26 protein-coding genes are annotated in these 24,756 nt (G+C 66.5%); 7 read left to right on the forward strand and 19 right to left on the reverse strand.

Annotated features, from left to right (window positions below; genetic code table 11):
- Window positions 1-151 precede the first annotated feature (151 nt).
- Together recN and VGN66_RS06180 are read right to left on the reverse strand one after the other, a co-directional pair.
- The gene (gene recN, locus VGN66_RS06175) at window positions 152-1,813 is read right to left on the reverse strand and encodes a DNA repair protein RecN (protein ID WP_327517977.1); all 1,662 of its coding nucleotides are present in this window, start codon (window positions 1,811-1,813) and stop codon (window positions 152-154) included.
- Between the two features lie 63 nt (window positions 1,814-1,876).
- Complete coding sequence (locus VGN66_RS06180; RefSeq protein ID WP_327517978.1) at window positions 1,877-2,734, reverse strand: outer membrane protein assembly factor BamD; 858 nt, start codon at window positions 2,732-2,734, stop codon at window positions 1,877-1,879.
- 129 nt (window positions 2,735-2,863) lie between these two features.
- On the opposite strand from VGN66_RS06180, the gene VGN66_RS06185 reads away from it, so the two are divergent.
- Together VGN66_RS06185 and VGN66_RS06190 are read left to right on the forward strand one after the other, a co-directional pair.
- Entirely contained in the window at window positions 2,864-3,688 is an 825-nt protein-coding gene (locus tag VGN66_RS06185; protein WP_327518565.1) for a class I mannose-6-phosphate isomerase, read from the forward strand.
- Window positions 3,689-3,787: 99 nt separating this feature from the next.
- Complete coding sequence (locus VGN66_RS06190; RefSeq protein ID WP_327517979.1) at window positions 3,788-4,354, forward strand: glycine zipper 2TM domain-containing protein; 567 nt, start codon at window positions 3,788-3,790, stop codon at window positions 4,352-4,354.
- Window positions 4,355-4,404: 50 nt separating this feature from the next.
- On the opposite strand, the gene VGN66_RS06195 is transcribed toward VGN66_RS06190, so the two are convergent.
- Entirely contained in the window at window positions 4,405-4,632 is a 228-nt protein-coding gene (locus tag VGN66_RS06195) for a hypothetical protein (RefSeq protein WP_224921392.1), read from the reverse strand.
- Window positions 4,633-4,827: 195 nt separating this feature from the next.
- Here VGN66_RS06195 and VGN66_RS06200 point away from each other — a divergent pair, with 195 nt between their 5' ends.
- Window positions 4,828-5,412, forward strand: a complete 585-nt coding sequence (locus VGN66_RS06200; RefSeq protein ID WP_327517980.1) for a hypothetical protein — start codon at window positions 4,828-4,830, stop codon at window positions 5,410-5,412.
- 75 nt (window positions 5,413-5,487) lie between these two features.
- Here the strand turns inward: VGN66_RS06200 and VGN66_RS06205 are convergent, their stop codons facing one another.
- The 5 genes from VGN66_RS06205 to tgt all read right to left on the reverse strand — a co-directional run bounded on the left by VGN66_RS06205 (window position 5,488) and on the right by tgt (window position 11,829).
- Window positions 5,488-6,540 (reverse strand): cell wall hydrolase, encoded by a 1,053-nt coding sequence (locus tag VGN66_RS06205; RefSeq protein WP_327517981.1) that lies wholly within the window; start codon window positions 6,538-6,540, stop codon window positions 5,488-5,490.
- 128 nt (window positions 6,541-6,668) lie between these two features.
- Window positions 6,669-7,319, reverse strand: coding sequence for a hypothetical protein (locus VGN66_RS06210; protein WP_327517982.1), 651 nt, complete (start codon window positions 7,317-7,319; stop codon window positions 6,669-6,671).
- Window positions 7,320-7,472: 153 nt separating this feature from the next.
- Window positions 7,473-10,313, reverse strand: coding sequence for a pitrilysin family protein (locus VGN66_RS06215; RefSeq protein WP_327517983.1), 2,841 nt, complete (start codon window positions 10,311-10,313; stop codon window positions 7,473-7,475).
- Between the two features lie 134 nt (window positions 10,314-10,447).
- Window positions 10,448-10,657: a hypothetical protein gene (locus VGN66_RS06220; RefSeq protein WP_224921397.1), complete on the reverse strand. Its 210-nt coding sequence runs from the start codon at window positions 10,655-10,657 to the stop codon at window positions 10,448-10,450.
- 50 nt (window positions 10,658-10,707) lie between these two features.
- On the reverse strand, window positions 10,708-11,829 hold the full coding sequence (tgt, locus tag VGN66_RS06225) for a tRNA guanosine(34) transglycosylase Tgt (protein WP_327517984.1): 1,122 nt from the start codon (window positions 11,827-11,829) through the stop codon (window positions 10,708-10,710).
- A 34-nt stretch (window positions 11,830-11,863) separates the two neighbouring features.
- Here tgt and VGN66_RS06230 point away from each other — a divergent pair, with 34 nt between their 5' ends.
- Window positions 11,864-12,190 (forward strand): cupin domain-containing protein, encoded by a 327-nt coding sequence (locus tag VGN66_RS06230; protein WP_327517986.1) that lies wholly within the window; start codon window positions 11,864-11,866, stop codon window positions 12,188-12,190.
- Here the strand turns inward: VGN66_RS06230 and VGN66_RS06235 are convergent.
- The 8 genes from VGN66_RS06235 to VGN66_RS06270 form a co-directional block, all read right to left on the reverse strand.
- The gene (locus VGN66_RS06235; protein ID WP_327517987.1) at window positions 12,164-12,829 is read right to left on the reverse strand and encodes an HAD hydrolase-like protein; all 666 of its coding nucleotides are present in this window, start codon (window positions 12,827-12,829) and stop codon (window positions 12,164-12,166) included. The two genes, VGN66_RS06230 and VGN66_RS06235, sit on opposite strands and share 27 nt — an antisense overlap.
- On the reverse strand, window positions 12,822-13,781 hold the full coding sequence (locus tag VGN66_RS06240) for a cation diffusion facilitator family transporter (protein WP_327517988.1): 960 nt from the start codon (window positions 13,779-13,781) through the stop codon (window positions 12,822-12,824). The genes VGN66_RS06235 and VGN66_RS06240 overlap by 8 nt, the downstream gene beginning before the upstream one ends.
- Window positions 13,782-13,826: 45 nt before the next feature.
- Window positions 13,827-14,354 (reverse strand): EF-hand domain-containing protein, encoded by a 528-nt coding sequence (locus VGN66_RS06245; RefSeq protein ID WP_327517989.1) that lies wholly within the window; start codon window positions 14,352-14,354, stop codon window positions 13,827-13,829.
- A complete protein-coding gene (gene queA / locus VGN66_RS06250; protein WP_327517990.1) occupies window positions 14,351-15,388 on the reverse strand; it encodes a tRNA preQ1(34) S-adenosylmethionine ribosyltransferase-isomerase QueA in 1,038 nt (345 codons plus the stop codon). The genes VGN66_RS06245 and queA overlap by 4 nt, the downstream gene beginning before the upstream one ends.
- A 151-nt stretch (window positions 15,389-15,539) precedes the next feature.
- Window positions 15,540-16,175 carry a peptidylprolyl isomerase gene (locus VGN66_RS06255; protein ID WP_414713181.1) on the reverse strand — a complete coding sequence of 212 codons (636 nt, stop codon included), beginning with the start codon at window positions 16,173-16,175 and terminating at the stop codon, window positions 15,540-15,542.
- Between the two features lie 228 nt (window positions 16,176-16,403).
- Window positions 16,404-16,910: a pantetheine-phosphate adenylyltransferase gene (coaD, locus tag VGN66_RS06260; RefSeq protein ID WP_327517991.1), complete on the reverse strand. Its 507-nt coding sequence runs from the start codon at window positions 16,908-16,910 to the stop codon at window positions 16,404-16,406.
- Window positions 16,911-16,932: 22 nt separating this feature from the next.
- Window positions 16,933-17,844, reverse strand: coding sequence for a farnesyl diphosphate synthase (locus tag VGN66_RS06265; RefSeq protein ID WP_327517992.1), 912 nt, complete (start codon window positions 17,842-17,844; stop codon window positions 16,933-16,935).
- Window positions 17,841-18,086, reverse strand: coding sequence for an exodeoxyribonuclease VII small subunit (locus tag VGN66_RS06270; protein WP_327517993.1), 246 nt, complete (start codon window positions 18,084-18,086; stop codon window positions 17,841-17,843). Before VGN66_RS06270 ends, VGN66_RS06265 begins: the two co-directional genes overlap by 4 nt.
- A gap of 86 nt (window positions 18,087-18,172) precedes the next feature.
- Between VGN66_RS06270 and VGN66_RS06275 the strand changes: the two genes are divergently transcribed.
- Complete coding sequence (locus VGN66_RS06275) at window positions 18,173-19,534, forward strand: NAD-dependent succinate-semialdehyde dehydrogenase (protein WP_327517994.1); 1,362 nt, start codon at window positions 18,173-18,175, stop codon at window positions 19,532-19,534.
- A gap of 63 nt (window positions 19,535-19,597) precedes the next feature.
- Window positions 19,598-20,014, forward strand: coding sequence for a hypothetical protein (locus VGN66_RS06280; RefSeq protein WP_327517995.1), 417 nt, complete (start codon window positions 19,598-19,600; stop codon window positions 20,012-20,014).
- A gap of 367 nt (window positions 20,015-20,381) precedes the next feature.
- Here the strand turns inward: VGN66_RS06280 and VGN66_RS06285 are convergent, their stop codons facing one another.
- The 3 genes from VGN66_RS06285 to VGN66_RS06295 all read right to left on the reverse strand — a co-directional run bounded on the left by VGN66_RS06285 (window position 20,382) and on the right by VGN66_RS06295 (window position 24,060).
- Entirely contained in the window at window positions 20,382-22,100 is a 1,719-nt protein-coding gene (locus VGN66_RS06285; RefSeq protein ID WP_327517996.1) for a long-chain fatty acid--CoA ligase, read from the reverse strand.
- A 50-nt stretch (window positions 22,101-22,150) separates the two neighbouring features.
- Complete coding sequence (locus tag VGN66_RS06290; protein WP_327517998.1) at window positions 22,151-22,360, reverse strand: hypothetical protein; 210 nt, start codon at window positions 22,358-22,360, stop codon at window positions 22,151-22,153.
- A gap of 62 nt (window positions 22,361-22,422) precedes the next feature.
- On the reverse strand, window positions 22,423-24,060 hold the full coding sequence (locus tag VGN66_RS06295) for a diguanylate cyclase (RefSeq protein WP_327517999.1): 1,638 nt from the start codon (window positions 24,058-24,060) through the stop codon (window positions 22,423-22,425).
- Window positions 24,061-24,296: 236 nt separating this feature from the next.
- Between VGN66_RS06295 and VGN66_RS06300 the strand changes: the two genes are divergently transcribed.
- Entirely contained in the window at window positions 24,297-24,689 is a 393-nt protein-coding gene (locus VGN66_RS06300) for a UrcA family protein (RefSeq protein ID WP_327518000.1), read from the forward strand.
- Window positions 24,690-24,756 lie beyond the last annotated feature (67 nt).

The raw sequence follows: 24,756 nt of genomic DNA on the forward strand, positions 1-24,756 counted from the left end.
TAGAGCCGTCAGCGTTGGAGTGGCGGCTATGCGACCGCGCTACATTAACGTCCGCTGCTCGCCCGCCGCCCGCTAAAAGCCGGCGTTCTGCTAACCACCCATAGTAGGCCATTCAGCCATCTTTCAGTCGCGGTAGTTTATCGGTTCGCGACTACGCCGCCTCCAGCAGCCTTCCGGCCTGCGCTCGCGCCTCATCCGTAACCTGCGCCCCCGACAGCATCCGGGCAATCTCCTCGCGGCGTTCGTCTTCGTTGAGCTGGCGCACGCCGGTGCGGGTGACGAGGCCGTCGTGGCTTTTCGCGATCAGTAGATGCGCCGCGCCGCGGGCTGCGACCTGCGGACTGTGGGTGACGACCAGCAACTGCGCGCCGGTCGAGAGCCGCGCCAGCCGTTCGCCGATTGCGCTGGCCACCGCGCCGCCGACGCCGCGATCGATTTCATCGAAGATCAGCGTGCGCGCGCCGCCTTCCTCCGCCAGCGCAACCTTGAGCGCGAGGATGAAGCGCGACAGCTCGCCGCCTGAGGCGATCTTGATCAGCGGCGCGAACGGAGCGCCGGGGTTGGTCGAGACCTCGAACTCCACCCGGTCGCGGCCCGATGCCGACCATTGGTCGCGCGGCAGCGGGTCGACCGTCGTGCGGAAGCGGGCGGCGTCGAGCTTGAGCGGGGCGAGTTCGGCGGCGACGGCCACGTCGAGCCGTGCGGCGGCGGCGGTGCGGGTTGCCGACAGCGTTTCCGCGGCCGCGACATAAGCCTTTTCGGCTGCGGTGAGATTGGCGGTGAGGCGCGTGATCAGACCTTCGCCGCCTTCGATCCGTTCGAGCCGTGTCGCGAGCGTTTCGGTCAGTTCGGCGAGGTCGTCAGGCTGAACGCGGTGCTTGCGGGCGAGGCCGCGCAGTTCGAACAGCCGCGCCTCGTCCGCCTCCAGCGCGGCGGGGTCGAAAGCGAGCGCGTCACCGGCGGTATCGATCCCTTCCTGCGTTGCGCTGCCCTCGTTCAGTGCGCGGTCGAGCGCGGCGAGGGCTTCGGTGAGGGCGGGATGGTCCTCGGCGATTCGCTCGAGGATGCGCGCGGCCTGACGCAGCCGGGTGAGCGCGCCGTCCGATCCATCGATGAGTTCGGCGATCGCCTGAAGCTCGCCTGCGATCCTTTCGCCGCGCTGCATTGTCGCGCGGCGTTCGGCCAGCACCGCTTCCTCGCCGGGTTCGGGAGCGAGTTTGGTGAGTTCGGCGACGGCATGTTCGAGCCATTCGCGATCGCGCGCGGCGCTTTCCTGTTCGGCATGCGCGGCGGCGAGGGCGTCTTCGGCGTCGCGCAGTGCGCGATGGGCGGCGGTAACGGCGCCGGTATCGGCGCGGGCGAAGCTGTCGAGGAGGGCGCGGTGGCCGCGCGGGTTGAGCAGGCCGCGATCGTCATGCTGGCCGTGGATTTCGAGCAGCAGCGCGCCGAGTTCGCGCAGCAGTCCGGCGGAGGCGGGCTGATCGTTGACATAGGCGCGGCTGCCGCCATCGGCCTTGACCAGGCGGCGGATCGTCAGCGGTTCGGACGGGTCATGGTCGAGGCCGCTGTCGCCGAGCAGCGCGGCGATCGGGGCGAGGTCTGACGGTTCGAAGCTGGCGGTCACGACGGCCTGTGCTGCGCCCTGCCGCACCAGCCCGCTATCGGCGCGGGAACCCAGCGCGAGGCCGAGCGAGTCGAGCAGGATCGACTTGCCTGCGCCGGTTTCGCCGGTGAGCACGCCGAGGCCGGCACCGAAATCGAGGTCGAGCGCCTCGATCAGCACCACGTCGCGAATGGAAAGCGCGGTCAACATGCGCCCGCATTACCCCTTTTTGTTCCGCTGTGGGAGAGGGGATCGTTCAGGGGCGCTGCGCGCTCAATTCGTGGCGGGCGCTGGGGTCGGCGTTTCGTCACGCGCCGGGGGAGCCGCGGGCGTCACCAGCGCTGGAACCGGCACTGCCTCGCCATGCTTCTGCACCAGTTCGTACGCGCGCTCATACCATTCGGTGCCGGGATAGTTGGCACCGAGCACTGCCGCGGCCTTCTTCGCCTCGTCCTTCACGCCGAGCGCGAGATAGCTCTCGGTCAGGCGCATCAGCGCTTCGGGGGCATGGGTCGTGGTCTGATACTGGTCGATCACGGTGCGGAAGCGGATGACCGAGGCGAGCCATTGCCCGCGCACCTGATAGTAACGCCCGACCTCCATCTCCTTGCCCGCGAGATGATCGCGAACGAGGTCGATCTTGAGCCGCGCGTCGGCGGCGTAGCGGGTGTTGGGATAGCGGCGGTTGAGTTCGCCCAGCGCGTCGAGCGCCTGCTGCGTGATCTTTTGGTCGCGGGTCACGTCGCTGACCTGCTCATAATAGCTGAGCGCGATCAGATAATAGGCATAGGGCGCGTCGCGGTTGCCCGGGTGCACCGCGAGGAAGCGCTGCGCCGACTGGATCGACTGGGTGTAATTTTTGTCGAGATAATAGGCGAAGGCGCCCATCAGCTGCGCGCGGCGCGCCCACACCGAATAGGGGTGCTGACGCTCAACCTCATCGAACAGCGCAGCGGCGAGCTTGTACTGGCCGCGATCGAGCCGGTCCTTGGCCGTCGTGTACAGCGTGCCCACGTCGCGCGCGACATAGGGAAGGTCGGCACGCTTTCCGCCACCGCTGGCGCAACCAGCGATCGGAAGGGCCAGAACCAGTGCGCCGAGCACGAGCGAGCGGGAGGAAAGCATACGCATCGCGCCGGTTCTTAGCCGAGCCTTGCGCGCTGGCGAAATGTTTTTTGGGGGTGCTTGCGGTGAACGGGATCGACCGCCAGAATCCGGGCGTTGATGCGAGACGCCGACATTCTCATTCAGGAAGCACCGATGCCCGCGCAACTGCTCGCCATGCACCGAGTCGAAAAGCCCTGGGGCCGCCATCAGCTGTGGCCGGGCTTCGACGATCCCGCGCCCGAGGGCGAGCCGGTGGGGGAGGTGTGGTTTCAGTCGCCGGGTGATTCCGCGCCGGACCTGCTGATCAAATATTTGTTCACCAGCGAGAAGCTGTCGGTTCAGGTCCATCCCGACGACGCTGCTGCGCATGCCCGCGGGCTGCCGCGCGGGAAGGATGAGTGCTGGCTGGTTCTGGATGCCGAGCCTGATTCGACGATTGCGATCGGGCCGCGCGAGCCGGTCGATGCCGCGACGTTGCGGGCGGCGGCGCAGGATGGGTCGATCGTCGACCTGCTCGACTGGAAGCCGGTGCGCGCGGGCGATTTCTTCTATGCGCCGTCGGGTACGGTGCACGCGATCGGTGCGGGGATCACGCTGATCGAGGTGCAGCAGAATAGCGACACCACCTATCGCCTCTATGATTATGGCCGCCCGCGCGAACTGCATCTTGAGGATGGGATTGACGTTGCGGTGGTCGAGCCATGGGAGCCGCAGCCGAGCCCCGGCATTGTCGAGCATGGGCGGACGCTGCTGGTCGAGGGCCCGAAATTCGTGCTGGAGCGGTGGATCGGCGGGGATCGCATGATTCGGCTGCCGCACGGGGAGACTGGGTGGCTGGTGCCTGTGCGCGGGACTGGCGAGGTCGATGGCGTCGCGTGGCGGGCCGGAGATTGCCTGAGCGTCAGTGGCAGCGCGGTGCTGACCGCCTCGCCGGACGCCGACCTGCTGTTTGCCTATCCAGGCGATACGCGCATGTGAAGCTGGCCGGGCGATGAACGCGGGGTAGTTTTCCGTTCACGCAACTTCCTGTCCTTCAGAGCCGTTTAGCCCCGGCACTCAAGATGCAGGAGAAGTTCCATGCGTACCCCTCTGATCGCTGCCATCCTGGCGTCGGTGGCTCTGGCCCCGGTCCCGGCGATGGCTCAGCAGTCGCCGCGCGAATCGAACCGCGAATATCGCGAAGAAGTTCGCGATGCCCAGCGCGACTATCGCCGTGACCTGCGCCGCGCCGATACTCCCGCCGAGCGCCGTGCCGCCCAGCGCGAATATCAGCGCGAAGTGCGCGACGCGCGCCAGGATCGCCGCGAAGACCGCCGCGACTGGCGCCAGTATCGCAATTACGACTGGAACCGCCCGGCGCGTGGCCAGCGGGCTTATTATGCCGACGAATATTATCGGGACGGCCGCTATTATCAGGAGCGCCGCCTGAGCCGTCAGGACCGCATCTATCGCGGGCGCGACGGACGTTATTATTGCCGCCGCAATGACGGCACGACCGGCCTGATCGTTGGCGGGATCGCCGGTGGTTTGCTGGGCAATACGCTGTCCAACGGGCGGTCGAACGTGCTGGGCACGCTGCTCGGTGCGGCAGGTGGCGCGGCGCTCGGCGCGTCGATCGATCGCGGCAACGTACGCTGCCGCTAACGGAAGTGATGGAGCGCCCCGGCCGGTATGGCCGGGGCGGGTCCGTCAGGTCAGATGAGGCCGCCGGTCAGGAACAGGCGCAGTCCGCTGATCACCAGCACGACGATGTTGAGGTTCCGGCCGGCCGTGCCGCTCGACAACAAGCCGAAGACGAGGCCGACGACTGCGATCGGGAATGCGATCCAGTTGACCAGCGGCAACAGCGGGATGGGCAAGATGCCGATCAGCGCAATGAGCAGCGCGACGGCACCGGTGACGAGCGAAAGAAGGTTCAGCATGACGTCAAGATGGCTCCTTGAAGGTGTTTTGGCAAGATAGAACACTAGGGTCGTGTTAACGATTATGAACGGAGCCGTCGCAGGTGCGACACGCCGCGACACAATAACGACATTCTCGCCAAATCGCTGCGACACCCACTGCCGATAAAGAGCACAGCCGCCGATGCGGCGACGAATTTGAAGAGGAGACGTTCGATGAAGAAGTTCGCACTGATGATTGCCGGTCTCGGCATCGCCGCCGCCACCGTTCCCGCTGCGACTGCGCAGGCCGGATGGCAGAATATCAATCAGCGTCAGACGCAACTCGATCGCCGGATCGATCAGGGTGTGCGCAGCGGCCAGCTCAACCGGAACGAGGCGGCGCGCGTGCGCGCAGAGTTCCGCGGCATTGCGGACCTTGAGATCCGCTATCGCCGTTCGGCTCCCGGCCTGACGATGGCCGAGCGTCGCGACCTTGACCGCCGCTTCGACGCACTGTCGCGCAAGATCCGCATTGAGCGTCAGGACAATCAGGGCGCGGGCAATGGCTGGTGGAACATCAATCAGCGTCAGGCGGTCCTTGATCGCCGGATCGACCAGGGTGTGCGGAGCGGCCAGCTGACCCGCGCCGAGGCAGTTCGTCTGCGCGCGGAGTTTCGCGGGATCGTCTCGCTTGAGGCGCGCTATCGCCAGAGCCGTCCTGGCCTGACGACGGCCGAGCGGGCCGATCTTGACCGTCGCTTCGACGTGCTGGCGCGCAAGATCCGCTGGGAGCGTCGCGACTGGCAGAATCGCCGCTAAGCCTCGGCGCTAAACTGTAACGATTACGGCCCTCGCACTTCGGTGCGGCGGCCGGTGCCGCACCATAAAAACGCGTCAGCGGATCGGCTTGCCGCTGTCCTTCCAGCGGTCGAGCACTTGCGACTCCGCCGGCTCGGCATAGCGGGGGAGGACGTCGCCGCTTTCGACTTCGGCGCGGCGCGGGGCGCGGCGTTCGGTGCTGGGCATCGGGACCGAGGGCGTGGGGCGGAGCAGCGGATTGCCCGGTTTCTGCACTGCGCCGATTGCCGCGACGGGCGCCGGCACCGGGTTCGGCTTTGCGCCATCGGTCGCGGGCGCAGCTGCGAGCTGTGTTTTCGGGCCTGGTACGGGTTCGCCGCCGCGATAGCTTTGGGTGAAGGCGGCGCCGGTGCCCCAATAGCCCTTCCAGCGATGGAAGAAATGCGCGCCGAACACGCCGGTCATCACCAGCGACTTGTTCCAGCGCGGGGTGACGGCGTGGGTGTGGTAATGCGTTGCCATGCCTACAGGCGCGAAGACCTCGCCCGCCAGCGCCGCTGATGCGACCCGCGCGGCGCGGTCCCAATGGGTGCGCGACGGCTTGCGCGCCATCGACCCGTCACAGGCGAAGCTGAACTGACAGCCGGATTTTTCCGACCCCTGATAGACGACACCGCACACCGTGGCCGGGAAGGTCGGGTGGCGGGCGCGGTTGAGGATCACCTGCGCCACCGCGCGCTGGCCGTCATCTGGCTCGGTCGCGGCTTCGTAATAGATCGCGGTGGTCAGGCATTGCAGCGCGCGTGCCTTGTCCTGCGCCGATCCGCGCAGGTCGAAGGGCGGGGCGGGGCGGATCGTCGGGTCGGCGACTGCGCCTTCGGGCACCGGCGTGTCGGGCAGCTCGACCGTACCGGTCGCGCCCGATGCCTGCGCCGCGCTGTCGTCATCGGCCAGCTGGTAAAAGGCCGCGCCGGGGAAATGGTCGTCGGCCTCATAGCCGGTCGGCTCCGGCCCGGCGAGGCGCGCGCCCTGTTGCGAAGCGTGCAGCGCGGTCAGCCCGGCATGCGCGGAAAAGCCGGCACCGATCAGCGACGCAATCAGCGCCGCCGCAAGGCCCCTCAGCTGTACCCGTGTCATCCGCCGCAGCATGCTCGTCCCACCGGGAGAATCCCGAGCCTGCGCCATAGCGTGGCGGGGGTTTAAATTCTGCTTCGGATTTGGACGCGTCCCGGGGTGAAACGATTGATAGTTAAGGTAATGTTAGGGATGCGGGGGCGTCAGGTGAAACGGCACTCGTAATAGTCCCCCCACACCGGGCGACACCAAACAAGGTCGCCGCCGAACAGGTTGGTTACGTTATCGGGTGCACGGAATTTGCCGGTTAAGGTGTCAAATCCATCGGCTTGCATCATCTCGCCAGTCGGATCGTAGATCAGCGCCGACCAGTTATCGAGCAACCCCTCGGGAAAGAAGGCGACACGCACCGGTGGTCCGGGATCGGCCCAGTAGGACACTCCCTTGAACTCGCCTCGACCATCGGCGGATGGGGCGACCTTCTCCTTGGCGATGATTTCCTCAAACCGCTCATGATAGATCGCGATCTGCGCGATGAGACCGATCCGTCCGCCTGCTTGTCCGAGCGGAAAGAAGGCGAGAATGGCGGGCGCGAGCATCAGTGGCGGGATCAGAATCGCTCCGGCGCGACGCATCGGCGTGTCGCCCAATGGCATGGTGCGCCATGCGGCGATGGACCAACGAACGGTAACGGCAATCCCGACCAGATAGACGCCTGCCAAGCCGATCAGCATCAGCAGGCTCAGTAAGAATGGGAGCCAAACTGTGAGAAGGCCGAAGCAGAACGGTACTGCGGCGAGCGTGGCATACCATTTCAGCCAGCGCTTAAATTGTTCGATACCTTCAGCCGTCATGCGCCCTCCAAATGCCTGCCCAACGGGTAGGCGGCACATTCGAGAGGGTCATGAGCTAAATCTGAGCTTTTGGTGACTGCGCCGTCGAAACCGTAGCGCGTGCGGATAGGCCCCACCCCAACCCCTCCCCTGAAGGGGAGGGGCTAAAGATGCTCACTTCAACGTCGCGCTGTCGAGGTTGAGCGCGCTGGCCGGGATCACCTCCAGCTGGGGGTAGGTCTTGCGCAGTTCGTCGACGAACGTCTTGGCATCACCGACTACGACGATGCTGGCGCTGGCGGGATCGAGCACCTTCTTCGCAGCGGCCTGCACCGCTGCGGGATCGACGCTCTGGATCGACGGGATGTAGCTTTGCAGCGTGCCGAGCGGCACGCCGTCGGCGACATAGTCGGCGAGCGCGCCGGCGATGCCGTCGGTGCGTTCGATGCGGCGGCCGAAGCTGCCGATCAGCACCGCCTTGCGCGAATCGAGTTCAGCGGCGGGGACCGGGGCGGCGCCCAGCTTGGTCATTTCCTCGGCGATCAGTTTGACCACTTCGGGCGCGGAGGGGTTCTTGGTCTGGGTCGAGGCGGAGACGATGCCGGGTGAGCGGCGTGCATCGACGCTGCTGCCCGCGCCATAAGCGAGGCCGCGCTTGATGCGGATTTCGCGGTTGAGGCGCGAGGTGAAGCCGACGCCGAGCGTGGCGTTGGCGACCTGGGCCGCGTAGAAATCCTTGTCGCTGCGCGCGATCCCCGGACGCGCGACGACGACGCCCGCCTGCCCCGCTTCGGGCAGGTCGACGACGATCACGCGCGGCTTGGGTGCCGCGGTGACCGGCGCGGCAACCACGTTGAGGTTGCCCCGCTTCCAGTCGCCGAACAGCGTTTGCGCCATTGCCGTCGCATCCTTGGTCGCGATGTCACCGACCACGACGAGCGCCGACTGGTCGGGGTTCCACGCGCGCGAATAGGCGGTGACGATGCTTTCGCGGGTGATGCGCGGCAGCGAGGTCGGGGTGCCCGACAGCAGATTGCCGTAAGCGCGATCGCCGAACACGGCGCGGCTGGCGGCGATGCCGGCGAGGGCAGCGGGATCCTTGAGCTGGACGGTGACGCCATCCACGGTCTGCTTGCGCGCGCGGTCGAGCTCTTCCTGCGCGAAGGCCGGGTTGCGCGCGACATCGGCGAGGACGGTGAGCGCGGGTTCGACCTGATCGGCCTTGACCGTCACGGTCGCGAACGCGGCGTCCCAGTCGGCCCCGGCACCGATCGACCCGCCGAGCGATTCGATCTGCTGCGCAATCTGTTCGGCCGAGCGGGTGGTGGTGCCCTTGGTCAGCAGCGACGCGGCGAGCGCGGCGGTGCCGGCCTTGCCCGCGGGATCGCTCGCGCCGCCTGCGGGAGCGACGACGGTGGCGGTGACGATCGGCAGGTCGCGCTTTTCGACCACGATCACGCGCATGCCGTTGGCGAGCTTCGTTTCGACCGCGTTGGGGATGGTCGGCGAGACCGGCGCACCGGGGGCGGGGATTGCGACGCGGGTTTCTGCGCTCGCAGCGGTGTGGATCACGATGTCCTTGGGCACGACCAATGGTGCGACCTTGACGGTGTCGGCGATGCCGACGCTGTCGCCCTTGGCCCCCTGCGCCATCGCGTCGGGGAGGTAGACGATCGCGGCGGACTGGTTGTCGCCGAGATATTGGCGGGCGACGCGCTGAATGTCGGCGGCGGTAACGCGGGCGATCGCGGCGAGTTGCTGATCCGCCGCCTTGGGATCGCGGCTGACGATGATCGACGCGGCAAGGGTCGATGCCTTGCCTTCCGCCGTCTCGCGGCTCTTGAGCGCGCTGGTCAGGATCTCGTTCTTGGCCTCTGCCAGTTCCGCGGCGCTGACCGGCGTGTCGCGCAGTTCGGCGATTTCGCGGCGCATCGCCTTTTCGCCCTCATCCGCCGACTTTCCACCGGCGAGGATCGCATACATCGCATAGGCGCCGGTCGACTGGCGCGAATCGAGGAAGGTGCTGGCCTGTGCCGCCAGCTGATCGCGATAGACGAGGTTGCGGTAGAGCCGCGAATTCTCGCCGCCCGACAGGATGCCGTTGAGGACGGTGAGGGCGGCGATGTCGGGGTGGTTATCGGCCGGGAGCTGGTAGCTCAGCAGCACCGCGGGGAGCGGGGTGTTGGCTTCGTAGACGGTCTTGCGCACCGCGGTCGTACGCGGCGGTTCGGCGACGGTGACGCGCGGGATCGGGCGGTTGGGCTTGGTGATCGGGGCGAAGTAATTGTCTACCCATTTGTTGAGCTGGGCCGGGTCGAAATTGCCCGCGACGACCAGCACGGCGTTGTCAGGGCGGTAATAGGTGGCGTGGAAGGCGCGGATGTCGCCGATCGTCGCCGCGTCGAGATCCTCGATGCTGCCGATGCCGGGGCGGGCATAGGGGTGGACCGCGTAGCTGATGTTGGGGAAATAGACGTAGAACAGCTTGCCATAGGGCTGGGCAAGCACGCGGCTGCGCAGTTCTTCTTTCACGACGTCGCGTTCGGAGGCGAACACCTTTTCATCGACCACCAGGCTCGCCATCCGGTCGGCTTCTGCGAACAGCAGGCGTTCGAGATGGTTGGCCGGGACGACCTCGAAATAATTGGTATAGTCCGACGCGGTCGAGGCGTTGTTGTAGCCGCCGACGTCCTCGGTCAGGCGGTCCATCTGTTCATCGACCAGGTTCTTCGTGCCCTTGAACATCAGATGTTCGAACATGTGGGCAAAGCCCGACTTGCCTGCAGGATCGTCCTTGCTGCCGACATCGTACCAGACCTGGACCGAGACGTTGGCGGTGCTGGTGTCGCGGATCGCATAGACCTTGAGCCCATTGGGCAAAGTCCGCTCGGTGAAGTTGAGCGGGGCGACGGCGATCTGCGGCTGCGCGGCGGGGGCGGGAGCCGCCTGCTGTGCCTGCGCGGCGAAGGGGAGCAGGGCGGCGCTGAGGTACAGCGCGGTGCGGGTCAGGCGCATTTGGGTCTCCTGATCGGTGGGCTTCAAACTCCCCTCCCGCTTGCGGGAGGGGCAGGGGGAGGGTCTGTCGAAACCGGATCGGGAGGACAGGCCCTCCCCTAACCCCTCCCGCGAGCGGGAGGGGGACATGAAGGTCAGTCTTTCTTGCGGCTGCGTGCGGCGTAGATGACCGCGGCGGCAAGTGCGGCGGAGCCGATGCCGATGCCGATCTTCGCCAGCGGCCATTTCTTTGCGTCGCCGGGCATGGGCGTGCCTTCCGCGCGTTCGGCAATCTCGCGCGCCTGGCGGGCAGCGGCAGTGATTTCGTTGGCGATCTCGTCGGTGGCGTCGGTCTTGTCGGTCACTGGATACTCCTTAGTGGCACAGGAGTAGGACAGGGGCGGGGCCGGTGCAATCAGTCGCGGCCGCCATAATAAGACGAACGGAACGCGTTGGCGAAGGTGGTCAGCCGCCCTTCTGCAATCGCGGCGCGCAGGTCGGCCATCAGCCGCTGATAGAACCACAGATTATGTTCGGTCATCAGCATCGCGCCGAGAATCTCGCCCGAGCGGACGAGGTGGTGGAGATACGCCTTGCTCCACCCGGCGACGGGCGAGTCGGGGTCGAGCGGGCTCTGATCCTCGGCGAATTTCGCGTTGCGGATGTTGATCGGGCCGGCCCATGTGAAGGCCTGGCCGGTGCGGCCCGAGCGGGTGGGGAGGACGCAGTCGAACATGTCGATCCCGCGCTCGACCGCGCCGACGATGTCGTCGGGCTTGCCGACACCCATCAGGTAGCGCGGCTTGGTCGCGTCGAGCTGGCCGGGGGCGTAGTCGAGGCAACCGAACATTGCCTCCTGCCCCTCACCGACCGCGAGGCCGCCCACGGCATAGCCGTCAAAGCCGATGTCGAGCAGCGCGTCGGCGCTGGCCTTGCGCATCCCTTCGTCAAGCGCGCCCTGCTGGATGCCGAAGATCGCGTTGTTGGCGGCATGGTCACCGCCTGAGTCGAAGGCGTCGCGCGACCGCTTGGCCCAGCGCATCGACCGCTCCATCGCCGCCGCCTGAACTTCCCGCGTCGAGGTGGTCGGGACCAGCTCGTCGAACGCCATCACGATGTTCGATCCGAGCAGCCGCTGAATTTCGATCGAGCGTTCGGGGCTGAGCAAATGGCGCGAACCGTCGAGGTGCGACTTGAAGACGATCCCGTCCTCACTGCGCTTGGTCAGGTCGGACAGGCTCATCACCTGATAGCCGCCGCTGTCGGTCAGGATCGGGCGGTCCCAGCCCATGAACTTGTGCAGTCCTCCGAGGCGGTCGACGCGCTCGGCTGTCGGGCGGAGCATCAGGTGGTAGGTGTTGCCGAGGATGATGTCCGCGCCCGATGCGCGGACATCCTGCGGCTTCATCGCCTTGACCGTGGCGGCGGTGCCGACCGGCATGAAGGCGGGGGTGCGGATCTCGCCGCGCTGCATCGCGATGGTGCCGGTGCGTGCCTTGCCGTCGGTGGCGTGGATGGTGAAGGTGAAACGGGACATAGGCGTTCGATGCGATGTTGAGGGGGCAATGGCAATGGCTGAAACAGGGGGCAATCTCTTCGCACCGTTACCCGATGCGCGCGAGGGGGAGGTGTTCACCCCGTTGCTGGAGCGTGGTGGGGTGCGGATCGAGCGGATCGTGTCGCATGGGCAGACGACGCCTCAGGATGCGCCGTTCGTGCAGGACGCCGATGAGTGGGTGGTGGTGCTGCGCGGGAGTGCGGCGCTGCGGATCGAGGAGCAGGCGGAGGTAGCGCTGGCGCCCGGCGATCATGTCTTTATCCCCGGTGGCGTGCGGCACTGGGTGACGCGGACCGACCCCGACGCGCCGACCTTATGGCTGGCGGTCCATCTTGGCTGACCGGGCGACATAGGCGACGACATCGCCGGGGGTCGCGAAGGCGAGGTCGGGGTTGAGATGCGCGAACGCCTCGGGCTCGGCATAGCCCCAGAGCACGGCGGCGGCACGGATACCGACTTCGCGCGCGGCGTCAATGTCGCGGGTTTCGTCGCCGAGCGAGATGATCTGTTCGGGCGGTATGCCGCTTTGCTTCAGGACCGAGCGGAATTTGGGTGCCTTGCCGAACAGCGACGCGCCGCACGCCCACCAGCTGAACCGCGCAGCATTTTCCGGCCCCAGCACGGCGCGGGCATTCGCCTCGCTGTTCGAGGTGACGAGCGCGAGCGGAATGCCCATCGCCTCGATCGCGGCGAGCATTTCGGTCACGCCGGCGAACAGGTGGACCTTGTCGGTGTTGCGCCCGAACAACTTGCGGACATAGCGCGCGATGAACGGCAGTTTCCAGCGCGGGATGCGCAGATGGCTGATCACGTCGCGCGACGTCATCTTGCGTAGCGGCTCGACCTCTTCGGGCAGGACGCGGCGGAAATTATAGCGGTCGGACAAATGGTCCACGACCGAAAGGAACCACCCGCCGCTGTCGGACAGCGTGCCGTCGAAATCGAAGATCACCAGCCGGAGCGGTGCGGGGTCAGCCATGTCCGGCTCCATGGCCACCATGCAGCCGGCACGGATCGCCGTCGCCGATCTCGATCTGAAGCGTCATGTGATTGATGCCGAAATCATGCTCCAGCCGGTGCTGGGCATCGTTGAGGAAGGCGTCGCCGGGATGGCCGTCGGGCATCTGGAGATGCGCGGTCAGCGCGACCTGGGTCGTGCTCATCGGCCAGATGTGCAGGTCGTGGACGCGCGTGACGCCGGGCAGGGTCGCCAGCGTTTGTTCGACCTTCTCGGCATCGATCCCGGGCGGCACGGCGTGGAGCGCCATCACCACCGAATCGCGCAGCAGGCCCCAGGTGCTCCACAGGATGACGACGACGATCAGCAGGCTGAGAGCCGGGTCGATCCACGCCTTGCCGGTGAACAGGATCAGCGCCCCGCCGACCACGACGGCGGCGGACACTGCGGCGTCGGCGGCCATGTGGAGATAGGCGCCGCGGATGTTGAGGTCGTCCTTGCTACCGCGCATGAACAGCAGGGCGGTGGCGGTGTTGATCACGATGCCGATGCTGGCGACGATCATCACCGCTGCGCCGGGAACGGGGGCGGGCGAGCCGAGCCGCTGCACTGCCTCCAGCGCGATCGCGCCGACCGCGAACAGCAACAGCACCGCGTTGGCGAGCGCGCCGAGGATGGTCGAGCTGCTCAGGCCATAGGTGAAGCGGCGCGATGCGGGACGCTTGGCGAGCGACGCGCCGCCCCAGGCGATCAGCAGGCCGAGGACGTCGGAGAGATTGTGCCCGGCATCGGCGAGCAGCGCCATCGACCCGGTCGCGATCCCCGCCAGCCCCTCGACCAGCACGAAGCCAAGATTGAGGACGGTGCCGATCGCAAAGGCGCGACCGAAATCCTTGGGTGCGTGGCTGTGGCCATGGCCATGCCCCGCATGGTCGTGCCCGGCCGGGCCGTGATGATGGTGCGCGCCGTGCATTGCGGTGACCTTAGCCGCAGTGCGGCGGGAGATGCTAGGACATGATTAGCGCTTGCGCGCGCGGGGCTTTGCGCCGTCCTCGGGACGCGCACCGGGCTGGGGCAGGGCCCGGACCGTCAGCAATTCGCTGCGCCGCAGCGATCCGTCCTTGTCGGCATCGAAGCGGGTGAAGAACAGATCGAACCGCGCCTGCAGCTCGGGCAGGGTGATGCGGTTGTCGCCGTCGCCATCGACTTCGAACGGGCTGGGCAGGGCATTGCGGTTGCCCAGCCAGCGTTCCGACCAGTCGCCGAACGCAATATAGCCCATTGCGGGCTGGCCCTTGGTGCTGACCTCGAAACTGCGGCGGACGCCAGCGTCGAATTCGGCGCGGGTGACGATGCCGTCATGGTCGGCGTCGAACGCGGCGATGGCCATCGCGACCGGCTCGGCGATCATCAGCGGGATCGGGGTTGCCATGCCAGCCGGCTGTTGCTGACCGCTCAGATCGACAGCGACCGGCACGCGCGTCCGGTTCGGGACGCCACCCGGCGATTGCTGCGCGGCGGCGAGGAGCAGGAAAGTAAGGATCATGCGCGGTCCTCCGGCAACAACAGGCTGGCGTCGCCATAGCTGTAGAAACGATAGCCCGACGCGATGGCATGCGCATAGGCGGCCTGCATCCGCTCCAGCCCCATCAATGCGCTGACCAGCATGAACAATGTCGATCTCGGCAAGTGGAAGTTGGTGACGAGGCCGTCGATGCCGCGAAAGCGGTAGCCGGGGGTGATGAAGATCGCGGTGTCGCCTTCGAACGGGCGGATCACATTGTCCTCGCCTGCCGCGCTTTCGATCAGGCGCAGGCTGGTGGTGCCGACGGCGATGACCCGGCCTCCGGCGGCGCGGACTGCGTTGAGGCGGTCGGCGGTGGCGGCGTCGATGCGGCCCCATTCGGCATGCATCTTGTGGTCTTCGGTGTCGTCGGCCTTAACCGGCAGGAAGGTGCCCGCGCCGACATGCAGCGTCAGCGTGGTGTGGCCGATCCCGGCGGCGTCGAGCGCGGCCATCAGCTCCGGCGTGAAGTGCAGCGCGGCGGTGGGGGCAGCGACCGCGCCGGGTTCGTTGGCGAACATCGTCTGGTAATCGTCGGCGTCGCGGGCGTCGGTCGGGCGTTTGGCGGCGATATAGGGCGGGAGCGGCATGCGCCCGGCGCGCTCGAGCAGCAGTTCGACCGGTTCGTCGCCGGGGAAGAACAAAGTGAAGCTGCCATCGTCATGCCGCGCTTCGGCAGTTGCAGTGACGCCGTTACCGAAGTCGATGCTGTCGCCGGGCTTCAGGCGCTTGGCGTTGCGGATGAAGGCGATCCAGTGGCGCGGCCCTTCGCGCTTGTGCAGCGTGGCGCCGATCTTTGCCTCGCCCCGGATGCCTTCGAGCTGGGCGGGGATGACGCGGGTGTCGTTGAACACCAGCATGTCGCCCGCCCGCAGCAGGGCGGGGAGGTCGGCGACGCTGCAGTCTTCGGTCGCTTGCCCGTCGAGCAGCAGCAGACGCGCCGAATCGCGGGGGCTCGCCGGGCGCAGCGCGATCCGCTCGGGCGGCAGGTCGAAATCGAACAGGTCGACGTTCATTCGAAAAGTCTCACAATCCTCCCCGGCACGGGGAGGTGGCAGCGCGCAGCGCTGACGGAGGGGGCCCTCCTCGAAGCGATTCCTTTGCCTCGGGCCCCCTCCACCACCGCTTCGCGGCGGTCCCCCTCCCCGTTCCGGGGAGGATTTGGGTTCACTTGGCCGGGCCTGCGGGCAATGCAGCCGGTGCTTCCGCCGGTGCGGCAACAAAAGCCGGGGGATTGTCGGCGGCGATGTAGGCGCGGACGACGCGGGCGGGGTCCGCCGGCGGCTCGCCGCGCGGGATCGCGTCGACATATTGCATGCCTTCGAGCACGCGACCGAACACGGTGTATTTCTGGTCGAGCTGAAGACGCGGGCTCAGCATGATGAAGAACTGGCTGTTCGCGCTATTCTCATCCTCCGCGCGTGCCGCAGCAACCGCGCCGCGCACATGCGGGAGGTAGTTGAACTCCTTGGGCAGGTCAGGCAGCTCGCTGCCGCCAGTGCCATCGCCCTTGGGGTCGCCGCCCTGCGCCATGAAGCCGTCGATCACGCGGTGGAAGATCAGGCCGTCATAGAAGCGCTTGCGGGTCAGCTCCTTGATCCGCTCGACCGCCTTGGGCGCGACATCGGGGCGCAGCCAGATGGTGACGCGGCCGCCGGTCGACAGGTCGAGAATCCACAGATTCTCCTTGTCCGTCGTCGCGGGCGGTGCGGCGCGGCCGGGCGGGGGCGGAACATGCTGGGCGGAGGCTGGCATCGCGAACAGCGCGCCGAGCAGGGCAACACACAGGGCAACAAAACGCATCGATATCCCCACCGGATTCTGGAACGGAAGCGGCTTAGAGCAAATCGCCGCTTGCAGCAAAGTGAATGCGGCGGGCGCCGACACCAGCGATCACGACCGCACCGAAAGCTGACAAAGTTACGGGCAACGCACTTGATTTTGTCAGTTTCGGGCCACGGATGCGCGGCGTCCGATCATCGTGATTCGATGCTATGCCGGTTGGGGGGGTGTAGGAAAGCGGTTTTTGCGTCAGCTGCCCTTGCGGCCGATCTTCTCGACCCGCGCCACAACCTCGTCACGCACGGTCGCGGGGACGAATTTGCGGATTTCGCCACCGAACAGGGCGATTTCCTTGACCAGGCGGCTGGCGATCGGCTGGAGCGAGACATCGGCCATCAGGAAGACGGTTTCGATCCGACCGTTCAATTGCTGGTTCATTCCCGCCATCTGATATTCATATTCGAAATCGGCGACGGCGCGCAGGCCGCGCACGATCATGTTCGCGCCTTCACGCTCGGCAAAGTCCATCAGCAGCGAATCGAAGCTGACGACATGGATTTCGCCGTCGAGGTCGGCAACCTCGCGCCGGACCATCTCCATCCGCTCCTCGACCGTGAACATCGGGTTTTTCGACGGATTGGTGGTCACGCCGATGACGAGGCGGTCAACCAGCTTCGCGCCGCGCCGGATGATGTCCATATGGCCGAGCGTGATCGGATCGAAGGTGCCGGGATAGACGCCGGTGCGGGTGGTCATCGTTCAGGCTCCCAAAAACGGGTTAGCGGTCGCGTTCCAGCACGAAGCGGGCGATGGCGCGCAGGAGGTCGGCTTCGGGGCCGTAGCTGTGGAGGTGTTCGATCGCCTGATCGACCAGCAGCCGCGCCTGTTCGCGGGCGCGGTCGATGCCGAGCAGCGAGAGGAAGGTTTCCTTGCCCGCCGCCTCGTCCTTGCGCAGCTGTTTGCCGACCGCGTCCTGATCGCCCTCGACGTCGAGAATGTCGTCGGCGATCTGGAAGGCGAGGCCGATGTCGCGGGCATAGCCGCGCAGGCCAGTGCGGCCTTCGGGTGGCAGGCGGCCGAGGATCGCGCCGGCCTCGACTGAGCAGGCGATCAGCGCGCCGGTCTTGAGCGCCTGGCACCGGGTGACGGTCGCGAGGTCGAAGCTGGTGTTTTCGGCGACCAGATCCATCATCTGCCCGCCCGCCATGCCCGACGGGCCAGACGCCTGCGCCAGATCGGCGATCAGTTCGGCGCGGACGAACGGGTCGGCATGGGTGGCGGGATCGGCGAGGATTTCGAACGCGAGTGCGTGGAGGCAGTCGCCGGCGAGGATCGCGGTCGCTTCGTCGAACGCACGGTGCACCGTCGGCTTGCCGCGGCGCATATCGTCATCGTCCATCGCGGGCAGGTCGTCATGGATCAGCGAATAGACATGGATCGCCTCGATCGCCGTCGCGACACGCGCGGTGCAGCGGCGGTCGACCGCGAACAGCTGCGCCGTGGCGAAGGTCAGCAGCGGGCGCAGCCGCTTGCCGCCGCCGATCGCGGCGTGGCGCATCGCTTCATAGAGCTTGGCGCGCGGGTCGGCCGGGACGGCGAGGAAATGGTCGAACTGACGGTCGATCTCGGCCGCGACATCGCGCAGCGCGGTTTCGAGGGTCTGGCTGGCGTCGGCCACGTCCGCGCTCATCCTGCTGCGAAGGGGGTGGTGCCGGTGACGTTGCCGCTGGCGTCGGCGCGCACCTGTTCGATCCGCGCCTGCGCCGCGTCGAGCCGCGCCTGACACTGGCGGCGCAGCGCGTCGCCGCGTTCGTACAGGGTAATCGCATGATCGAGCGGGACGTCGCCGGTTTCGAGCTGTCCGACGATCCGCTCGAGTTCGCGAAGGGCGTCCTCAAAGGACAAGGCGGCGATGTCGATCTGGTCGGTCATGGCGATGCTATGCGATGGCGGCGGAACCAATTCAACCTCCCGCGATTGCCCCAGCGTTCCCATATGCCCTGCAAAGGAGTGCGCGCATGTTTACCAGCATCAATCCGGCGACGGGCGAAACGGGCGATCGGTTCGAAGAACTGGACGGCGATGGGATCGAGGCGGCGCTGGTGCGCGCGGATGCGGCGTTTGCGTCGTGGCGGGTCAGTCCGGTGGCGCAGCGGGTGGCATTGCTGAATGCGATTGCCGACCGGTTCGAGGCTGGGAAGGACCACCTTGCCGAAACCGCGGTGCGGGAGATGGGCAAGACGCTGGCGTCGGCGGTGGCCGAGGTCGAGAAATGCGTCGCGGGGTTCCGCTACTATGCCGAGCATGGGCCGGACTTTCTGAAGGGCGAGGAGATCGCGCTGCCGACCGGGCGGGTGGTGACGCATTGGTTGCCGCTGGGGCCGGTGCTGGCGATCATGCCGTGGAACTTCCCCTATTGGCAGGCGGTGCGCTGGCTCGCGCCGACGATTCTGGCGGGCAATGTCGGGTTGTTGAAGCATGCGTCGCTGACGCAGGGGTGTGCCGCGCTGATCCAGCAAATGGTGCAGGCCGCAGGGGCGCCGGACGGGCTGTTCCAGAATTTACCGATCAAGTCGGACAAGGTGTCGCGGATCATCGCCGACAAGCGCGTGGTCGCGGTGACGCTGACCGGGAGCGAAGGGGCGGGGGCCAAGGTGGCCGAAGCCGCCGGGCGCGCGCTCAAGAAGGTCGTGCTGGAGCTGGGCGGGTCGGACCCGTTTGTCGTCATGCCCTCGGCCGATCTGGACGCGGCGGTGGAGACGGCGGTGAAGGCGCGCATCCAGAATGCCGGGCAGAGCTGTATCTGTGCCAAGCGGATGATCGTGCATGCCGATGTGTACGACGCCTTTGCCGAGAAGTTCGTCGCGGCGATGGAGGCGGTGAAGATCGGCGATCCGATGGAAGACGGGTTCGAGATGGGGCCGCTGTCGAGCGTCGAGCAGCGCGATACGGTGCTGGAGCAGCTTGAGCGTGCGGTTGCCGCTGGCGCGACGCTGCATGGCGGGGAGAAGATCGACCGTGAGGGCGCGTGGATGCGCGCGGGGGTGCTGACCGATGTCGATCCCGCGGCGGAGTTTGCGAAGGAGGAGATTTTCGGGCCGGTCGCGATGCTGTTCCGAGCGGAGTCGATCGATGACGCGATCCGGCTGGCAAACGATGTGCCCTATGGGCTGGGGTCGAGCGTGTGGACCAACGACGACGAGGAACAGGCGCGGCTGGTGCGCGATATCGCGGCGGGGATGACCGCGGTGAACCAGATGCTGGCATCGGTGCCGGGGGCTCCGTTTGGCGGGGTGAAGCTGTCCGGCCATGGCCGCGAACTGGGGCCGTGGGGGCTGCATGAGTTTATGAATTTGAAGGCTGAGATGCGGGGGGATTGAGGGGGCGGGATAACGCCGTTTCGAACCTGTTGCAGGCATCAACTCAACGACTAAGCTTGCCTCATGAAAAGCTATTCGAATGTTGTTGCCGAAGGAATGAAGCGCGTTTGCAGCGCGTTTACGGGATTTGTGCAACCGTTGGGCTTCAAGAGAGGTAGCGGGCGCAAATGGGTGCGGCAGATCGACGGATTCGAAGAGGTGATTTTCATCTCGAGAAGCGGCGCCAGTTATGGCGCGCCATACTCGGCTAGCATTTCGCTCCAGCTGGACCTTTCCTCGGTATGTTTGGGCAGTGGAAAGAAGTCATATCTAGATCACCATACGATCCAGCTAACACGACGATCTACGGGCTACTGTTACCATCATCGTTTTAACGCTGAGACAGGCAGCACTTATGAAAGGTGCGTGGAAGAGTTGGGGCTCTTTATCAAGGAGGTTGCCGAACCTTGGTTTGAGGAAGTGCGTGGCGCAAAAGATTGACATTGAGCCATTTCCGCTCCCCCGAGAAAATGGGAGTGGAGACCACTCGATTCAATCTTATCCGTCACCCCGGCCTTGTGCCGGGGTCTACCGGGAGGCTGGCGTGGTGGGTGAGGCTCTAGCGCTGGGCGTGGGGTGGGGTGGACCCCGGCACAGGGCCGGGGTGACGAAGCGAGTGGTGGGGAGGTTCGGCACCAACCTCCGTTTGCCCTGAGCTTGTCGAAGGGCGGCATCCTGTCATCGGATAGGGCGGGGGTGGTGCTTCGACAAGCTCAGCACGAACGGATTTTGGTGGGTGACTCACATGGGTTTGGGGGTGCCTTCAAGAAGAAGACCCTCCCCAGCCCCTCCCGCGAGCGGGAGGGGCTTAAGAGGAAGCGGGCGGGGTTGCTGCCGCCTCGGCCGCGATTTCCAGCAGCAGGTCCTTGCGGCTCAACTTTCCGATCATCGTCTTGGGCAGCTTGTCGCGCACCACGACCGCGTCGACGCGCTCGTGCTTGCCGACTTGCGGGTTGAGCCAGGTGCGCAACTCGTCGCCGGTCACCGGCTCGGCGTCGGCGTTGAGGGCGACATAGGCGCGGGGGACTTCGCCCATGCGGGGGTCGGGCATGCCGACGACCAGCACTTCCTTGACCGCGGGGTGGCGGTAGAGGACGTCCTCGACATGTTTGGGGAAGACCTTGAACCCGCCGACCGAGATCATGTCCTTGAGCCGATCGACGATGCGGATGAAGCCGTCCGTGTCGATCTGGCCGACATCGCCGGTGCGCAGCCAGCGGGTGCCGGCGGCGTCGTGGCAGAAGGTGGTGTCGTCGGTCTCCGGGCGATCCCAGTATCCGGCCATGATCTGCGGACCCGCAAGAACGATCTCGCCCGGTTCGCCTTCTGGCGCGTCGCGTGAGGGGTCTTCCTTGTCCACCAGGCGCACGCGGGTGGCGACGATCGGCTGGCCGATGGTGCCGGACTTGCCTTCGCCGCGATAGGGGTTGGCGGAGACGACGCCCGAGCTTTCGGACAGGCCGTAACCCTCGATCAGAGTCGCGCCGGTTTCGGCCTCGAACCGTTTCTTGAGCTCGGCGGGCAAGGGGGCACCGCCGGAGATGCAATATTTGAGGCTCGACCAGTCAGTCGATTTCGAATGCGGGTGGTCGATCAGCGCCTGGAACATCGTCGGCACGCCGGGCAGCGCGGTCGGCTTGGTGCGGTTGATCGCGGCGAGCGCCTGGGCCGCGTCGAAGCGCGGGAGCATGATGATCTCGCCGCCGGTCAAGATGGTGCGGTTGAGGACGCAGGTGTTGGCGAAGACGTGGAAGAAGGGGAGCACGCCGAGCACGCGGTCGAGGCTATGGCCGAGATCGGGGTCGAGCTTTGCCACCTGCCGCGCATTGGCGGACAGGTTCTGGTGGGTCAGCATCGCGCCCTTGGGCACGCCGGTGGTGCCGCCCGTGTACTGGATCAGCGCGAGCTGGGTGTCGGGATCGATCGGTGGCGCGACGCATGCGCCGTCATTGGCGATCAACTGCGAAAAGGCGGTGACGCGCGGGTCGTTGGGCTTTTCCGCCACCTCGGCGCGCTTGAACAGGCGGTAAAGGATCGACTTGGTGGGGGGCAGCGCGCCGGCGACCGAGCCGACGATCAGGCGTTCGAGGCCGCTCTTGTCCAGCACCTTGAGCGCGGTCGGGAGCAGGGCGGTGGCGCTGAGCGTGAACAGCAGGCGCGTGCCGCTGTCGGCGACTTGCGCGGCCAGTTCATCGACGCTGTAGAGCGGCGAGAAATTGACCACCGTCGCGCCGAGCTTGAGGATGCCGTAATAGGCCGCGACATAATGGGGGGCGTTGGGCAGGAACAGGCCAATGCGGTCGCCCGGGCCATAGCCGAGTGCGCGCAGGCCGCAGGCGACGCGGTTGGCGCCGTCGAGCGTTTCGGCAAAGCTGTAATGGCGGCCGAGAAAGTCGAGCAGCGGGGCATTGCCCTTGCGCCTCGCCGATTCCTCGAACGCATCGACCATGGACAGCGGCGGCAGGGTCTGGTCCCACGGACCGGGATGACGATAGTTAGTGCGCCAGGCGTGCTCGGGATCGCTCATTTACACGAGTGTAAGCAAAGCCCGGCGGAAGGCAAGACGGGCCATCGTGGTCAGCGGAGCGAGCGTTCGGTCCAGGTGTAGATCACGGAGACGGCGAGCAGGCCAGTATCGACCGCGGCCTGGAATTTGCGCGGGGTCTTGTCGGTGAGTTCGTGGGTCAGGATTTCGAACTCGGCAGTCGGATGCACCGTCGCGGCGGTCATCAGCAGCGCGGCGGCGCCGGCGGCCAGAATGATCCTGCGCTTGTTCAACTGGTCCATCATGCCCTCCCGATGGAGCGGCTGTAAACCAAATCACAGATGAACGACATCTGAATTTTTGGTCAGGCGGCCAGCGCGGTTTTGGCGCGGTCGCGGCCGGCGGACTTGGCGTCGAACAGCGCCTGATCGGCAGCGCGGTAGAGTGCTTTCCACTCGCGTTCGCTGGCGATCGGGCCGTGCGCGCTGCCGATGCTGGCGGTGACGCGCAGGTCATAGGGCATGCGCGTCGCGCGCAGCCGGGCGAGCAGGGTTTCGGGGTCGACCGGCTGGTCGGCGTGGCAGAGCAAGGCGAACTCCTCACCGCCGATGCGGGCGATCATCCCGGTTTCGGGGGCGAGCGTACGCAAGGTGCGGGCGACGGTGCGCAGTACTTCGTCGCCGCCGTCATGGCCGATCGTGTCGTTGACCTGCTTGAACCGGTCGAGGTCGAGGATCAGCAGCGTCTGTGGCCCGCTGCGCCCGATGGCATGGCCAAGGAAGGCGCGACGGTTGAGCAGGCCGGTGAGGGGATCGAGATCGGCAAGGCGCCGCGCGACCGTTTCGGCTGCTAACGCAGCGTCACGCTCGCGGCTGAGCAGGCGGATGCGGTAGGTGATCGCGACCGACGACAGCAACGCCTCTGCCGCCATCGAGATCAGCGTCGAATTGTCGAGCCAGAAGCTCCACGGGAGCACGCCGAGGCTCGACAGCACGCGCAGGCAGCCGGCGGCGATCGGCGCGGCCCAGGCGATGCCGAACAGCCACAGGAAATTGGAGCGGTGACGCCACGCCGACACGACGATCGCGACGATCGGCAGCAACAGGCTGGCGAATACCCAGTTGTAGATGGTGTGCGCGAGATTCGGCGCGAGCGGCGCGAACACGGCAAAGCCGATTCCGGTGGTGAGGAATATGGCGATGCTGACGCGGATCAGCATGCGCATCCGCGGGCCGAACACATGCTCTTCGAAGAAGGTGCGCGCGAACCAGAGCGCCGATGCGGCGGTCAGGGTCAGCAGCATGTAATTGAGGCGCAGGCGGAAGATGTTTGAAATGTCGGGCATCGCCCAGGCGAGCGCACCCGACGACGTGAAGGCATAAGCCATCAACGCCGTGACCATCGCGGCATAAGCCAGCTGAAACCGGTAACGCAGCGTGGTCCACAGCGCGAGATTGTAGGTCAGCAACGCGATGCACAGCCCGCCGAATGCGGAATAGAGCGCGGTCATGAACAGATTGGCGCGGTTGCTCTCTGCCTCGGTCGCGACGCGCGGGTTGCGGACCACGGCATAGAGGTTGCTCGACCCTTCGACCTTCCACAGCAGCCGGTCGACCGGCGCGCGCAGGCGCGGGATCGGGTATTCGATCACTGCGCCGAGTTGCAGCCGTCTGGACATGCCGACGCTGTCGTCGGACATCGTCTCGATGCGCCCGTCGGCGTAGAGGACATTGAGGGTCACGCGCTCCTGCCACAGGCTGAGCATCCGCGCGTTGAGCGGGCGGCGCGAGCGCGAGCGTTCGCCGACGGGTTCCGAGATGACCCAGAAATCGCCGCTGCCGAACTGTTGCTGCGGGGTGACGCAGTCGAAACCGGCAAGATCGCGCGCGATGGCGCGAGCATCATCGCCCGGCGCGGCGCGGCGGATGCAGGTGGCCAGCGGTCGGCCGGTGGTGCCCGCGCTCAAGCCGGGCGGGCGCGCCTCGGCCGGAAAGACGAGCATCGCGGCCAATGCGACCGCGAGTCCCAGCAGTGTGACGATCCCCCTTGTCATACCGCTGAACTAAACGGTCGAACGCGAAGAACAGGTTAACGTTACGCATCCGACGGCGCTGCCGGAGGCGTTCGAAATGCGGTGCAAGGTCATGCGATGCCTGTCCGATGGCGGGACGGTGCGGGCGTCAGGCTGGTTAACGGCTCATATGTTTTACGCTATGCTGGTGCGCGAAGAGGATTGCGATGAGACCGATGCACCTGATGGCCGCGCTGGCTGCGGCGATGATCCTGACCGGCCCGGCGAGCGCGGGCGAGCGGTATGAGACGCGCCAGATTGCCGTTCCTGCGGCGGGGCTGGACCTGTCGACCGAGGCGGGGATCGATATTCTTGCGGCGCGGATCGACTATGCGGTGAAGCGGATGTGCGGGAGCGACCGGCGGTGCCGCGACGGGGCGTGGGAAAGCACCGAGTGGCAGGTGGACCGGATGATTCGTAAGGCACGCGCCTGGCGGCGGCTGGCGGACGAGCGCGCGGCGCAGCTGCGGGCGTGCCGGGAGCGGTGTTCGCGGCCGGCGGCCTGGTATGCGCCGCCGCCGCCGCCGGGGGGCGTTACGGCGGTGGTGGTGCGGAATTGACGGGTTGATGGGCTGACGTTCCGCTACGCCCCGTTGCCGCCATTGGCAAAAGTGGAAATAAGGGCCG

The organism is Sphingomonas sp. (assembly GCF_035998645.1).
In the GTDB taxonomy this organism is placed as follows: Bacteria; Pseudomonadota; Alphaproteobacteria; order Sphingomonadales; family Sphingomonadaceae; genus Sphingomonas.